This window comes from Streptococcus sp. DAT741 (assembly GCF_009866825.1).
Lineage (GTDB): Bacteria > Bacillota > Bacilli > Lactobacillales > Streptococcaceae > Streptococcus > Streptococcus ruminantium.
On record NZ_CP019557.1, the window covers coordinates 191,599 to 207,185 of the forward strand.

The 15,587-nt window shown below is 42.2% G+C and carries 11 protein-coding genes; 6 read left to right on the forward strand and 5 right to left on the reverse strand.

The features are described 5' to 3' along the window. The first annotated feature begins 531 nt into the window (after nt 1-531). From BZG42_RS01105 to BZG42_RS01130, 6 genes are all read left to right on the forward strand, one after another. Nucleotides 532-1,164 (forward strand): YSIRK-type signal peptide-containing protein, encoded by a 633-nt coding sequence (locus BZG42_RS01105; protein WP_155995543.1) that lies wholly within the window; start codon nt 532-534, stop codon nt 1,162-1,164. 191 nt (nt 1,165-1,355) lie between these two features. Further along, nucleotides 1,356-2,360 (forward strand): LPXTG cell wall anchor domain-containing protein, encoded by a 1,005-nt coding sequence (locus BZG42_RS01110; RefSeq protein ID WP_155995536.1) that lies wholly within the window; start codon nt 1,356-1,358, stop codon nt 2,358-2,360. Nucleotides 2,361-2,484: 124 nt separating this feature from the next. Beyond that, complete coding sequence (locus tag BZG42_RS01115; protein ID WP_155995534.1) at nt 2,485-4,026, forward strand: LPXTG cell wall anchor domain-containing protein; 1,542 nt, start codon at nt 2,485-2,487, stop codon at nt 4,024-4,026. Between the two features lie 347 nt (nt 4,027-4,373). Then, nucleotides 4,374-6,266, forward strand: coding sequence for a YSIRK-type signal peptide-containing protein (locus BZG42_RS01120; RefSeq protein ID WP_155995584.1), 1,893 nt, complete (start codon nt 4,374-4,376; stop codon nt 6,264-6,266). A 393-nt stretch (nt 6,267-6,659) separates the two neighbouring features. After that, complete coding sequence (locus BZG42_RS01125; protein WP_120171250.1) at nt 6,660-7,331, forward strand: response regulator transcription factor; 672 nt, start codon at nt 6,660-6,662, stop codon at nt 7,329-7,331. Next, nucleotides 7,312-8,688, forward strand: a complete 1,377-nt coding sequence (locus BZG42_RS01130; RefSeq protein ID WP_120171251.1) for a sensor histidine kinase — start codon at nt 7,312-7,314, stop codon at nt 8,686-8,688. The genes BZG42_RS01125 and BZG42_RS01130 overlap by 20 nt, the downstream gene beginning before the upstream one ends. Before the next feature lie 536 nt (nt 8,689-9,224). Here the strand turns inward: BZG42_RS01130 and BZG42_RS01135 are convergent. The 5 genes from BZG42_RS01135 to pflB all read right to left on the reverse strand — a co-directional run bounded on the left by BZG42_RS01135 (nt 9,225) and on the right by pflB (nt 15,509). Continuing rightward, nucleotides 9,225-11,216 carry an LPXTG cell wall anchor domain-containing protein gene (locus BZG42_RS01135; protein ID WP_155995532.1) on the reverse strand — a complete coding sequence of 664 codons (1,992 nt, stop codon included), beginning with the start codon at nt 11,214-11,216 and terminating at the stop codon, nt 9,225-9,227. A 600-nt stretch (nt 11,217-11,816) separates the two neighbouring features. After that, nucleotides 11,817-11,921 (reverse strand): putative holin-like toxin, encoded by a 105-nt coding sequence (locus BZG42_RS01140; protein ID WP_156010763.1) that lies wholly within the window; start codon nt 11,919-11,921, stop codon nt 11,817-11,819. Between the two features lie 344 nt (nt 11,922-12,265). Next, nucleotides 12,266-12,370 carry a putative holin-like toxin gene (locus BZG42_RS01145; RefSeq protein ID WP_156010763.1) on the reverse strand — a complete coding sequence of 35 codons (105 nt, stop codon included), beginning with the start codon at nt 12,368-12,370 and terminating at the stop codon, nt 12,266-12,268. A gap of 346 nt (nt 12,371-12,716) precedes the next feature. Further along, the gene (locus tag BZG42_RS01150) at nt 12,717-12,821 is read right to left on the reverse strand and encodes a putative holin-like toxin (protein WP_156010763.1); all 105 of its coding nucleotides are present in this window, start codon (nt 12,819-12,821) and stop codon (nt 12,717-12,719) included. 342 nt (nt 12,822-13,163) lie between these two features. Next, nucleotides 13,164-15,509 carry a formate C-acetyltransferase gene (gene pflB, locus BZG42_RS01155; RefSeq protein ID WP_024531581.1) on the reverse strand — a complete coding sequence of 782 codons (2,346 nt, stop codon included), beginning with the start codon at nt 15,507-15,509 and terminating at the stop codon, nt 13,164-13,166. Between the last annotated feature and the right edge of the window lie 78 nt (nt 15,510-15,587).

The window sequence follows — 15,587 nt, forward strand, 5'->3', positions numbered from 1 at the left end:
CATAGAGTTAAACCTATGCCAAGGGAGAAATCAATTTTACTGTGATGTATTATATCAAAGACAACAACAAAAAAATAACCGTCCTAACTTTGGCAGGTTGACGGTTATTTTCTAATCAAAACCAGCCGCCGTCTTAACGGCTCTGCTAGGGCAGTTGTTAGCGCAACTGCTTTTTTCTATCTCCATTATACTTCAGATAAGGGAAATAGTCAAATAGTGATCGTCAAAGTTTATCAGATCTGTTTGTCTAAAAAGTATGTTAATACCCTCCAACTACAGCGATAGTTGAGGGCTTTTTTGATGGGTCAATGTGACCATAGGAAGAGGGAAGATGACGGTGGTTGACTCCGAAAATATACCCACTGTCATCAGGCAAAAAGCCAATATTTTTATGAATAGATAAAAAATAGACAAAGAATAGAAAGACGATAGAATGCGCTTTCTTAATTGGTGTATACTAGAGTTGTAAAATTTGCTATCACTATCGCCTTTTTGTGATCGTGATTGGATAGGAGGTACTCGATTCAAGTAATGAAATACAAAAAGCACCGGCGTTATAGTATTCGGAAGCTACATGTAGGAGCTGGCTCGGTCATTATCGGGACAATTCTACTTGCGGGAACACCGATGCAAAGCGTTCAAGCTCAAGAACAAGGGATGCCAACAACCTCCTCCTTGAGTGAACAAAATGGATCAGGGCACCCCTCTGATTCTAGCGGGAAAGGAGGAGATGCAGAGGCTAATTCTAGTGCCTCATCAAAAGACAATCAGTCACTTTCGGCAGGAACTTCCACTCTGCCAGCAGGAGCACTGGATACCTCAGCATCCACATCAGAAAGAACACCTTCTTCAGGGTTGGGGCTGGGTCACCAGTCATCTGCTTCTTCTACTTCCCTGCTCAGCGAAGCTAGAAGTACGTCACTGACGAATAGTCAAGCCGGTAAGCAAAATTCTCTACCTAGCAGTAAGCAATCAACTACGGTCAGCATGGCTTATCGGGAAGATGTCAAAGAGGTGGAAGGCAGTGTTGATTATGAACTGTCCTATGATAGGGATGCAGAGAATAAGGCAACCATCGTCAAGTGGGCGGTGACAATCAATAAGAACGTGGCGGTAATGGCGAAGACCAGAGTTACTGGAAATCTGAAAGAAGCAAAGACTTAAATGACTATAATGCTGAATGGTATCGGCATGTATACTGGTCGGGAGCAGAGAATCATAAACTGACCTCTGACAAGTTTGAAACACTACTCAACATAACAATCGCATCAGGTATCATAAATGTTATCAAAGGAGAAGGAACATTTACTTTTAAGATAAAAGTTCCGGATAATAGTGATGTAAATCCTTTCAACATGCCCTTACTGGCAGGAATTAACCAGTTTAGTTGGTCACATTGGTACCGCTTCAAAGGAGAAGTTCCGAAAGAGGGTGTTCAAAAGCCGAAATTCCCAGATAAAGATATAAATGGTCTAGGTGACGGTACAGCCAAGATTTTCCCAGGACCAAGGCCAGAGCCATCTGTACCTAAGGTGCCAGAGATACCGAAGAAACCGACACCTACTCCTCCGGAACAACCACGAGTGACACCGCCGGCACCATCTCAGCCGAAAGGCGAGATGATACCAATGCCAACTCCACCGATGAAGCCGGAAGGAAGACCTGAGGAAAATAGACCGAAAGGTGAGGAACCACGAGTAGAACTCCCACCAGCAGAGAAGCCACGAGGCGAAATGAAGCCAGCTCCGGTTCCGCCAATGAATCCGGACTCAAGCCCATCTCTGCCAGAGGCACCGAAGAGGGACAACCCACAGAATGAACAACCTCAGATGGAAGTGCCACAGCCAGAGGTAACACCGAAACCACAGGATGAAATAATACCTATACCGGAGTTACCTATGAAACCAGACCCAACACCACCGGCGCCGGATAAATCTCCTGCCCTACCAAGGAAACCGGAGCAACCGAAAGGCGAAATAATGCCGTCACCGGTATTACCGCTGAAACCGGACTCATCTGCACCGGAGTCGCCAAAAATGGACAAACCAAAAGCTGAGAAGCCGAAGTTAGGACAACAACCAGAGGTGACACCGAAACGACAAGATGAGATCAAACCTCTGCCAGTGGAACCAATAAAACCAAGCCCGGTACCATCTGTATCAGCGCAACCAAAAGTAGAAGCACCGAAGGTTGAACAGCCACGAGCTGAGCAACCACAAGCAACGCAATCAAGTCCTAAAGCCAAAGCTGGTGTCAAAGAGCTGCCAAATACAGGTGATGGATTATCCATTCTCCCATGGTTAGGTAGTGGTTTGTTGGGAATGCTAGGAGTTGTCTATATGAGAAAGAGAAAGAAATAACCCATTTCTGACGAGCGGGGTAGAGGAAACATCAGGTTAATCACCATATTTTCTCTATCCTGAACTCCAAGCAAGAAATGTATGAAAGTATATCAAAGATAGTATAAGAGAGGAATTATTCATAATGGATAAGTCAACAAAGAAACAACGTTACAGTCTTCGTAAGACACAGATGGGAGTCGGCTCGGTATTGCTAGCGACTGTCCTTTTGACCGCAGGAACTGCGAAAGCAGAATTGGGGCTTACAGGTGAGCATGGGAGTGGTTTTGGACTTACTGAAAGCATCCAAGGTGGTAATGGTAGTGCAAGGATTATAGATAAAGACAAAAACGATAAATTTCCGAAAAAACCAGAACAGCCAGAACCACCTCAAAAACAAGAACTTGGTTTAGGACTTGGAGGTAGTGGGACAGAGATTAACTCACTAGTTGGTCCAAGCGGTTCTGGTCATGAGGGACAACGTTTAGGTCAAGGACTCGGTGACGGTAATGTACAAATCCAATCAGGTAATGGTACACAAGGTGAGTCAAGAGTAAACGTCCCAGAGAAAACAGAAGAGCCAAAGGAAAAACTCCCTGAAACACCAACACCACAGCCGCGTGTAGCGCCAAAAGAAAATCCTAAACAAGAGGATAAAAACCAGAAGACACCTGCCCCTGTCCAAAAGCCTGCTGATCAGACACCTAAGAAAGGAACCGAGCAAAAGCCTGAGGCAGAAGATCCATTCTTGCTCTACTATACCAAAGAAACTGCAAAACCTGGAGGTAATGTTCCTAAAGAAGGTTTTAAGAGTGAGGAAGAGAAAGAAGCTGGGATCAAAAAGGTTGTTGATAAATATACAAAAGAGGGTTACCCACATAATGATAGATTTGACAACGGGAACAAGACCTTGCTCGTTTTCCACAGTTACAAGACTGTCATCATTTTAGAAACTACTGGTAACCACAGCAGCAAGCACACTTCCGTAATCTATGGTAAGAATAAAGATAGTGAAGTTGACGAAAAAGTTAAAAACTTGATCGGTGAGTTAGGTAAAACTTATACAGTGGAGAAAATGGATCAGAAAAATGACAAGGAAAGAACCATTACTCTAACACTGAGACCGAAAACTGATACAGTACCAGAAGTTCCTAAGAAACCAGATGTACCTAAGAAACCAGACATGCCTCAACCTCCGGTACCAGAAGTTCCTAAGAAACCAGATGTGCCTAAGAAACCAGACATGCCTGAGCAACCGGATACACCTAAGAAACCAGATGTACCTAAGAAACCAGATGTGGCACCAAAACCAGGTGACAAACCATCTGTACCATCTATACCAGAAATGGTACCAGAACCAGAAAAACTTGAGATGGATAAATCAATGAAAGTGGTACCAGGCAAGCCGAAGAAAGCAACGCCAGAAGCACAAGTACCAGAAGCACAAGTGCCACAAGTACCACAAGTACAAGTACCACAGTCTCAAGCACCACAGCTTCCATCACCTAAGGAAGAAGTAGCTAAGGTTCAACAACAACCAAGAGCTATTCAATCAAGCGCTCCAGCTAAATCTGGTGGCAAGCAGTTACCAAATACAGGTGAAGCAGCATCTATCCTCACCTTGGTAGGAAGCGGAATGCTTGGATTGCTAGGCTTGGCTTTCACAAAAAAGAGAAAAACTAAATAGTTTTTTTAAAAAAAATAGGGTATAGAAAAAACCTATACCTGTGATCGTATCTTTCCACTTTTCTACAGTTTCTCTCTAACGAGTTAGATTAGGATTGTAAGCTATTCTATCTACCTAACTTTTCACGGAAAAGATACGATTACAAATGATAGATTTTATAGGGCATAGGGATACACTTATGCCCTAAATCTATTCGAGTCTACTCTAGGGGCTCATTTTACAAAAGGAGTTGTTTATATAAGATAATGATAATGCCGAGGAGTCAAGGGTGACTCCAGTGCTAAGCGAGTTGCTTGGGCTTTGGCAGTAGCGAACTGCACTAAAATACGATATGAGGAGGTAGTTATATGATGAAACGTGCAAGAAAACAATGTTACAGTATCAGGAAGCTGCAGGTAGGAGTCGGCTCAGTTATGCTTGGGACGATTTTGTTAGCGATAACATCCGCGCAGAATGTACAGGCTCAAGAGACTTCCCCTTCCAGTGGGACGGACGGAGCGACACAAGTAACTTCTGGTCTCGGAGTTGCAGGAAGTGACACAACGACTGTTCACAGTATCTCTCAAGATACTTCATCCCAATCTTCAACCCCATCATCCACACCCTCTTCAACAATCAGTTCTGCTGCGGCACCCACCTCAAGCAGCCAGCAATTCCCTCTCAGCGAGGCTAAGAATACCTCAGAAGCTGTGAGTACCTCAGTAGTGGCTGACAGCCTAACAATCAGTGAAAACTCTACCCCCACTACTAAGCAATCCAAGACGGTCAATATGGCCTATCGGGAAGATACTAAATATGTAGATGATAGTGTTTACTATACAACCAGCTATGCAAGAGATAAAGAAAAGAAGGAAACCATAGTTACTTGGGCAGTAACAATGCCTAAAGATGGTGCTTATTGGTATGGTCCAAGATTTGTCTTTGCCTTTCCTAAAGATGTAGAGGTTCTAGATGAGGTTAAAAGTACTTCAAATGCGTTTAAAGACTTTAAATTTTCAGACATCGAGAAAGCGGGCGGACACTCAGGATATTACTGGCTAGCGGATAGTTCAAAAAATTCAGAGCATTTTCGGAAGGAGTGGGACTTACATGTTTCTCCTGCGGCGCCACAAAGAGCAGAACTTTCTTCTGATAAATTTAAAAAGCTCATAGTCATGGATACCGGACTCGCTTATGCTATAAGTGGAGCAGCCACCTTTACCTTTATGATGAAGGTTCCAGATAATAGCAAGGTCAATCCTTACAATATCCCCTTGTTGGCAGGACTTAATCGTTTTGGACGTTGGACATCAAACTATTACCGTTTCAAGGGAGAGGTGCCAAAGGGGAATATTCCAAATCCACATTTCCCAGGGGCAGCCGGGGGGAACGGTGGCTTGACAAATGGCGAAGCCATCATTACTCCCGCACCAAAACAACCAACCCCTCAGCTGCCAACACCTTCAGAAAAACCTAAGGTCGAGGCACCAAGCAATGAGATAAAACCAAAACCAGCCTTGCCAATGCAGTCGACCCCTCCAGCAACAGGTGAGCAAAAACGCCAGTTGGAATCAATCAAAGTCTTACCATTGGTGCCAGAGACATCGCCAGCAATTCCCGAACAACCGAAACCTGACAGACAAAAAGATGAGCTGAAACCAGCACCGGTCTTACCATTGGTGCCAAATGTAACCCCACCGAAAGCTGATCAGTTGAAACCTGAACAGTCAGAGCGCAGGATTATGCCAGCACCAGTTCTGCCGATGAATCCGGACACAGCCCCAGTAGTACCTGAGCAACCGAAGCCTGATAAGCCAAAGACCCAAGGCGAGCTGATAGCAGTACCGATAGTTCCTATAAAACCTGAGGTTGACGCACCGAAAAATACTCCTAAGCTCAATAGACCACAGCTCAGAATTCCGCACATTGAATTGCCTAAGGACGAGAAACCAAAAGGAATGCCGAAGCCACAAGGTGAGCTAAAACCTATCGAAGTGTTGCCACTACGACCAGAATCAGCACCAAGCACATCAGAAAAAATCAAAGCGGCAGTACCACAAGTAGGAGCAAGTCAGGCTGCAAGACCGCACGTGGATTCATCCAAAGTTTCACAATCAACGACAATGCAAACAAGCAAACCAGCCAAGTCTACTACCAAGCACCTACCAGATACAGGCGAAGCACCATCTGTATTCCCATGGCTGGGCGCTGGTTTGATTGGATTGATGGGAGTAGCTTATATCAGAAAAAATAAAAAATAAAGCACCACTTATCAAATGAGATACACAACGATCTCTCTCCCATCAATTATAATAATCCTATAAAGACAAGTACCAAGAGAGGACAACTCGTCCTCTCTTTCTTGTCCTTCTTAAAGAATATCGCCTATCAATTCCAATAATCAGCCCTCCTCTATGAGAAAAACGCTGTAGACTCTTCATAAGAGCGGAAAAGATACGGAGTAATACCCCCATACCTACTGCCTCTCAAAAACCGTAAGAAAGGCAATAACAGACGTATAGACCATAAACTTTACCAGTTATATATTTTTTTACGAACATTTAGTGATTTTTTTAACAGACGACTAGTAAGGTTTATCATTTTAGGGTATAATTGTTGACATAGAGTAAACTTTTTAGTAGAAGGAGAAATTTATGACACGTATTTTAATAGTTGAAGATGATGCCGTTATCAACCAAGTTCTCGCTGAGTTTCTAAAAGAGCATCAGTACGAAATTGTTTCCTGTCTTGACGGACAAAAAGCTTTGGAGTATTTTGAGACTGAAAAATTTGATCTAATCATCTTGGATATTATGGTTCCAAATGTTAGCGGCTTGGATATACTGAAAAAGATCCGTAAAACTTCTCAAGTGCCTGTCATAATGCTAACAGCTATGGATGATGAGTATACTCAGCTTGTTAGCTTCAACCACCTCATTAGTGATTATGTCGTTAAACCCTTTTCCCCTCTTATTTTGATGAAGAGAATCGAAAATGTTTTTCGTCAAAGTGAAACCGCTAACATTATCGAAATCAGTGGCGTTGTCATTGATTTGGAAGCATCGGAAGTCTACGTTGATAATGAAACGCTTCCACTCACTAAAACAGAGTACGAAGTTTTGGAAATGCTAGCAAAACACAAGGGGAAATTAGTAACTCGTGACCAGCTTATGAATGCTATCTGGGGCTATACCGAATTGGAAGGACGTATTCTAGACAATCATATCAAAAACATCCGCAAGAAAGTGCCTCAAATTCCTCTAGTAACCCTAGTTGGAAGAGGTTACAAGATCGAGGAAGAAGAAAATGAACATGAACATAGCTAGAAAACAGTTTATAGGCTTAAGTATCACCTTAGTCTTGACCGCTCTATTCCTACTAGGAATCTCTTATTACACCTTACCAATCTATTACAATCAAACCCAAAAGCAAGTACTTGAAATCCAATACGACCAAGTTGTCCAAGAGTTGAACAATCAATCGAAAGAGGAGATGATTGCCACTCTAGAAAGGCTAGATAAAAAGTACGACGCTCTTTTTTTCTCCCTATCTAGTAGAAATGGAAATCCTGTTTATCCTAGCAGAGAAGCCCTAAGTCTTTACAAGGCAGAGGTTGAAGATAAAGTAGAAGCAGATATGAACGAAATCGGTGTTTGGACAGAAACAGTTACAGCGAAGGATGGTGAGCTATTTATCCTGAGCGGTCAATATATCTTTCCCTCTCTAACCAATATCACTCAGTTCCTCTTGACGCTCTATCCATTTGTCACCCTGATTTTCCTCGTCCTTGCAGGTCTTGCGGCCTTTATCTACAGTCGTTTATCCACCAAGCGAATTCAAATCCTTTCCACACAAACTCGGCGCATGCAATCCTTAGAACCTGGTCTAGCCTGTGACAGTCGTGGCCGGGACGAGGTTTCCAACTTGGCAAAAGATATTAACAGTCTGTATAACAATCTACTCACCAGTATTGAGCATCTAGAGATTGAAAAACAACAAGTGATTGAGCGAGAAAAGCAAAAGTCGGAGTTCTTTCGCATGACCTCTCACGAACTCAAAACCCCTATCGCCAGTATGATGGGGATTGTTGAAGGAATGATGTATGGAGTGGGTGATTTTAAGGACAGGGATAAATATTTAAGAAAATGCCACGATATCTTGCAAGAACAGTCCAAACTAGTTCAGTCTATTTTAGAAGTTTCCAAGGTAACCATGCTCCTCCAATCAGATGGCGCTACTTTCTCCCTAAAAGAAATGTTGGAAGGATTTTTGCCCGCCTACGAGACATTAGCCCTTATCAAGCAACATCAATTTGCTGTTTCGCTAGAAGAATTATCCGTCACAGCAGATAAGATTTACTTGGAAAAAGCCTTAAAAAATCTCCTAGACAATGCCTTTCGCTATACACCTGAGGGAGGAAAAATTGACCTAACCCTTACAGGCAACCAGTTGACCATCCGCAATGAAATTGCTCAAGTCCTTACAGAAGAACAAATGAAGCAAATTTTTCAACTGTTCTATCGACCAGATTTTAGCCGCAATCGCCAAGATGGCGGTACAGGCTTAGGACTTTATATTGTTGACCGCATCCTGACAAGACATCAGTTCGAATACGAGATGTATCAGGAAAATCATTGCATGATTTTCTGTATCCGATTCTCAGAGCAAGGTGCTCAAGAATAGTCACCTAATCCTCTAAGAAAGAGCAGACAATAGCCTTACCTTACGTAAGACAAGAATTTACATTTAATGTAACTCGTAGTGTCAGTCGGAGAAAGAGGTGCAAGGCACGGGAATGGTAGTAGTGAGATGTTGCCAAGCCACCCTACTATACCCGTCCTCAACTCGACTAGCACCCAGTGTCAGCTATTGCAAAAGTAAATACCTATACAAGAATATCAAATCCCCCAACCACGATAGTTGAGGGATTTTTTAGATGAACGGTGTAATTTGTGGTCTATCCAACCATTTGCAGAAGCCGTGTCAGAAGAATATCAACTCATCAGCAGCCATCTTAAAGCATTGATGTTATGGCCTGCTTGAATAAAAAGGGAAGAAAATACTGGTCTTTCAAGCTGTTGACCCAAGTTGCCCAACCATTTTTAACGCCTCAAAATTATGAAAGATGTCCATCATCCAACGCCAAAAAGCACCCAAGGGTGCTTTTTGCGATTATTCATGATACAAGAAGTGATAGTACATCACCCTATGCAGAAACTTTATTTTTTGTTTCTTCTGTTCATGCGGCTTACGCCTAGGAGTCCTAGCAAGCCACTTCCCAGCCATGCAAGCATAGATGGTGCATCACCTGTATTTGGCAAGGTCTTAGCTTGGGCTTTAGAAGCCATTTGTCTTGGTGCTGGACGTTTGGTCTCTCCCTGCACTTTTTCAGTTGCCTCTGGATGTCTCTTATGGCTTGGTACTGGAAGGATTTCAGTTTTCTTACCACCTGGTTTTGGTGTACCTTCAGGTTTTACCATTGGCTTATCTTCACGTGGAGGCATTTCTTCTTTTGATTTTGGTGAGCGTTGTGGATCAGTGTCCGGTACATGAGGACGACTTGGGTCAGTGTCTGGCGCTTGAGGGCGTTGAGGTTTCACCTCTGGTACTTTAGGCGATTGTGGGTCAGTGTCTGGCACTTGAGGGCGTTGAGGTTTCACCTCTGGCACTTGAGGACGACTTGGGTCAGTATCTGGAGTCTGAGGTTTTCTCTCTGCCAACTGTTTCTTAAGGTCTTCAACTTGTTTGTTGAGTTTTTCCTTATCTGCTTCAAGTGTCTTAACTTTACCTTCAGACTCTGCCAGTTGTTTCTTAAGGTCTTCAACTTGTTTGCTGAGGGCTTCCTTATCCGCTTCGAGTGTCTTAATCTTGTCTTCCAAGTCTGCCAACTGTTTCTTAAGATCTTCAATTTGCTTGCTGAGAGCTTCCTTATCCGCTTCGAGTTTATTGGCTTTTTCTTGGCTCTCTGCGAGTTGTTGAGCTCTTTCAGTGAGTTTATTCTCTTTGTCAGTCAGTTCCTTCGTGAGACGTTGTACCTCAGCTTCTAGCTGTTTCTCTTTCTCAGACTGATCTTCTTGTTTGCCTTGGCGCAATTTTTCTAGCTCTTGCTTAGCTTTGGCCAACTCTTGATCCAGATTCGCTTTCTCTTTCTTCAAGTGTTCAACTTCCTCTGTCAATTCAAGGTTTTTCTTGATAAGGTCGGATTTGTCGCTTTCTTTTAAGAGTTCTTGAAGGCGATCTTTCTCTTTGGCAAGTTTATCTTTATCTTGGTTGAGGCGCTCAATTTCCCGCTCTTGATCGACTATTTTCTTGAGGTGTTCTTCATTGTCTTTAATCAGTGTTTGAAGTTTTTGGTTTTCTTCAGTAGTGGAGTCAAGTTTTTTCTGCAGCTCTTGCAATTTTTTCTCTAGTTCTTGCTTTTCTGCTCCTAATTTATCTTTTTCTTGGTGGATTTCTTGTTCTTTTTGCTGAGATTCTTCAAGTTGCTTCTCTAACTCTTTTTCTTTGTCAGTCTGAGTAGAACCTTTTTTCTTCAAATCTTCTAACTCCGTACGTAAGTCTTCCAAGCGTTTTGCAATCTCCTCTTTATCTCCTTTTTTAAGTGTTTTTAAATCCTCTCTTAAATTCTCTACTAGGTGTTCTGCTTGTTTTTTCTCATCTTCAAGTTGCTTAGTTTTGCGTTCAATCTCTCCTTTTTCTTTTTGTGATTCTTCTAATTCTCTTAGGAAGCCCTCTTTTAACTTATCAAATTCCTCTATTTGTTTCTCAAGTTCCTTCAGTTTCTGTTTAAGTTGCTCGTAGTCTTTAGGTATTTCGCCGAATTGACCTTTAGCAAACTTATCACCTATGTCCTCAAGAACAAGTTGTCTAAATCTCTTCGCTGCCTCAGGATCACTGTCTAGAAAAGTGAGAAAATAATCGGCACCATTATCTTTATAGGTGACACGTAATGTTTCTGGTTTTAATTTAGAAATGACATCTCTAATCTTTTGTTTTTGCTCTTCAGTTTTATCGAACTCTTTACCTGTTAGCACTCCAGGTAACTTTTTAACTCCTTCATCATCACGAATAATTTTATTTCGTTCATCATTGTTTATTTCTGTTCTCGAATTCGCCAACACGGTTGGTGTTGAGACATAAAAAGAACCTGCCATTAGGGAGGTGAGCAGAGCTGCTCTACATGACAGCTTTATAATACTTCTAGAGTTCATACGTTGTACCTTTATTCTTTCGTAATATATCCATATTGTATCATAAAAACCGAACTTTTATAGGAGTTTGATCCTGTTATATCTGTTTTTTTTGTGTAGACTATCTGTAGATAATCTGTAGATTATATTGTTGTATATGTCTTTACACCCTGCACAAAACCTTTAAACAAGCATTGTTATCGGTATCATTACGCATTTATTACCTAGTATGTCACCCCTATTTCAAGCGTAGTCCTAGCCAGAAAAGCCATTTGACAAAGAGTTAGAAATAGAGTAAACTATTAGCCCCTGCGCTCTGTCTGTCACAATTTCAGCGTATTTATCATCCTTATGGCTGGGGGCTACAAGAGCGTTTGATACAGACGATCCATCTATGTACAGTAGAAAAGTACAACTGATAAGAGAAGCTTGCCTCACAAGCCCATCTCCCACCTTTCAACAACTCAGTGGTTAATGTCATATTTGACTATTTTTCCCCCATGGAGTATAATGGGGATAGAAAAAGCAGTTGCGTAAACAACTGCTCTAGCAGAACCGTTTAAGACGGTGGCTGTTTGATGATTATAAAAAATAACCGTTAACTGGCCAAAGTTTAGACGGTTATTTTTTGTTGTCGTCTTTGAAAATTTTGTAGCACAGACTGACTAGGGCGACAGTAAAACTGGCAAAACCTAGGATAAGCTGTGTTACTTCAAAGCCTGTCAACTTAAAGCTCCTCCTTTCCGTCAGATTTTGATGAATCGCCCATGGGCATCACCTACCTTTCAGAAATCAGAGCACCGTCTTTATGAGGTTGTATTGCTGTAACAGCTATCTCCTCACATCCCTATAGATGGGAAACTTTTCTGCGATACTTATTATAGCATGTTTTCATGAAAATATTGTTTTTACATTTAAATTTTTTATCATTTGACTATTTTTCCCCCATGGAGTATAATGGAGATAGAAAAAGCAGTTGCGCAAACAACTGCTCTAGCAGAACCGATTAAGGCGGTGGCTTTCTAATAGTTATTCAAAAAATAACCGTTAACTCGCCAAAGTTTAGACGGTTATTTTTTGTTGTCGTCTTTGAAAATTTTGTAGCACAGACTGACTAGGGCGACAGTAAAACTGGCAAAACCTAGGATAAGCTGCGTTACTTCAAAGCCTGTCAACTTAAAGCTCCTCCTTTCCGTCAGATTTTGATGAATCGCCCATGGGCATCACCTACCTTTCAGAAGTTAGAGCCACCGTCTTTATGAGGTTATATTGCTGTAACAGCTATCTCCTCACATCCCTATAGATGGGAAACTTTTCTGCGATACTTATTATAGCATGTTTTCATGAAAAATATTTGTTTTTACATTTAAATTTTTTATCATTTGACTATTTTTCCCCCATGGAGTATAATGGGGATAGAAAAAGCAGTTGCGCAAACAACTGCTCTAGCAGAACCGATTAAGACGGTGGCTGTTTTGTTGTTATTAAAAAATAACCGTTAACCTGCCAAAGCTTAGACGGTTATTTTTTGTTGTCGTCTTTGAAAATTTTGTAGCACAGACTGACTAGGGCGACAGTAAAACTGGCAAAACCTAGGATAAGCTGCGTTACTTCAAAGCCTGTCAACTTAAAGCTCCTCCTTTCCGTCAGATTTTGATGAATCGCCCATGGGCATCACCTACCTTTCAGAAGTTAGAGCCACCGTCTTTATGAGGCTGTATTGCTGTAATAGCTATCTCCTCACATCCCTATAGATGGGAAACTTTTCTGCACTTCAATTATACCATAAGTTGTATGAAAAATCAGATGGTTTTCAGTAAATAAGCTCATATACTAGTGGTTTTTCAACTTATAGATGTTGAGAAAGTAGGTGGCATTACCGATATGATGGTGCTGTCCGTTTGCGATTGATGTAATCTGAGGATAAAAAAGAACTCACAGTTTTAAACTGCGAGTTCTTTTGTGATATTAAGCTTGACCTGACACTTCGGCAGCGTGGTCATCCATTGAAAGAACTTCGTGGAAGACACGTTGTGTCAATTCAGTTTTTTGTTCTTTAGTGAGGTATTTAGTATTTACGCAGTATCCAGAGATACGTACGATTACATCCTCGCCAGCCATAATCTTGTCATACACATCATTCAAGTCCATAACGTTCAAGTTAACGTGCTGGCCACCTTGTTCAAAGTAACCGTCAAGAATGGTTACTAGGTTGTTGACTTGCTCATCAAAGGTCTTACCAAGTGCTTTTGGAGAAACCTGAGTTGTCAAGGAGATACCGTCATTAGCGTGCTTGAAGTTGAGCTTAGAAAGGGTATTCAAGTTTTGCAACCAACCGCCACGTGATTTAGAAGTTGGGTTTGCACCTGGTGGGAAGAATTCTACCTTAGAAGTATTGACAGAGCCATCTTCGTTGAGGAATACGCCGCGGTGAACTGGTGAGTTCGCAGTTTGTTTGGAGTAGGCAACGTTTGAAGTAATGGTCAAGATAGACACAGTTGCTTCAGCATTCTTGTAGAGTTTATGCTTGTTCAAGCGTGAGAAGAATGCTTCCATAAGCCATTTTGCGATGTCATCTACACGGTCATCATCTTCACCGTAACGTGGGAAGTCACCTGTTACTTCGTAGTCGTAGATAAAGCCATCCTCGTCACGGATTGGTTTTACTTGTGCGTATTTGATTGCTGACAATGAGTCAACAGTATTGGCAAAACCACAGATACCGAAGCCCATGTTTGCACGGAGGTGCGTTGGTAAGAAGGCCATTTGTACAGCTTCGTAGTTGTACTTATCTGTCATGTAGTGGATGATGTTCATGGCATCGACATAGGTATCTGTCAACCAATCAAGAGCTTTTTCAAAGTTGGCAATAACTTGATCGTAGTCGAAGATTTCAGAAGTGTTTGGCTCAACACCGTCAAATACTTTGTAGTCTTTGTGAACATCGTCATAACCGTTGTTCCAGCTTGAAAGAAGGGCTTTAAGGACGTTTACACGCGCACCGAAGTACTGGATGTTGTGGCGTTGGTCTTCACTTTCTGGATCAAGTGGTGATACACAGCAAGAGATACATGACATTTCACCGTAGCCGTCTTTTGCCATTGTCGTTACACCTTCATACTGGATAGAAGAGTGTTTGTGGCTCATGGCCATACAGTAGCGGCGGAATGCGTACGGAAGTTGGTCTGACCAGAGAACTGTCAAGTTTGGCTCTGGAGAGTTGCCGATGTTGTCAAGGGTGTTGAGGAAGCGATAGTCCATCTTAGTCACACGGTGACGACCATCGTTACCCATACCAGCCATAGATGTTGTCAGGAAGGTTGGATCACCAGAGTAGATTTCGTCGAAGGCTTTTGTACGAGCGAATTTCACTGTACGAAGTTTTAATACGAAGTCGTCAACGAATTCTTGAATTTCTGACTCTGTAAATGTACCACGAGCCAAGTCACGTTCTGCGTAGATGTCAAGAACGATTGGCACACGACCGAGTGAAGTTGCTGCACCGTTGATCACACGACATACTGCCATAAAGGCGATGTTTGTCCATTGGATCGCTTCTTTGGTGTTCATCGCAGGCTTGCGAACATCAACGCCGTAGAGGTCACCCAAGCGAACAACTTGTTGGAGCGCCTGATATTGGAGGTTGATTTCTTCACGGAGGCGGATAGACTCTTCGTCAATCTCAGTGATGCCATTCCAATCGGCTACTTTTTCTTCCATCAAGTAGTCTGCACCATAGAGAGCCAAGCGAGCGTACATACCAATGATACGACCACGTGAGTAAGCGTCTGGAAGACCAGAAACGTGGTGTGAGTGGCGAGCTCGGCGAATATCAGCAGTGTAGGCGCGGAAGATACCGTCGTTTACAGTTGTTGCATGTTTTGTGTAAATTTCATGGAGTAGCGGGTCTGGAGTATAACCGTTTTCAACAAGCGTTGTTTCAGCCATACGGATACCACCACGTGGCATGAAGTTTAGTTTGAAGAGTTCGTCGTTTTGGATACCAAAGATGAGCTCGTTTTCTTTGTCAATGAAACCAGCAGGGATGTCAGCGATAGAAGTTGCACGATCTACGTCCATTGGGAAGCGAGTGTCTTCGTAGCCTGCTTTTGTTTCTTCGATGATTTTTTTGATATGAAGTGAACGCTCAGTTGGGCCTGTGAGGAAGCTTTCGTCTCCATCGTATGGAGTGTAGTTAGCTTGTACAAAGCGTGTTACGCTTGCTTTGTCTTGCCAGTCTGTACCTTTAAAGCCTTCCCAGGCTTGGGCGAAAATGTCTTCAGTAACATTTTTTGTTTTAACGTTTGTTGACATGAGGGTTCTCCTTTTATACATTTTGGTATCAATACCAACATGCTATTATTATACCATTTGAAAACACTTTCTACAAGA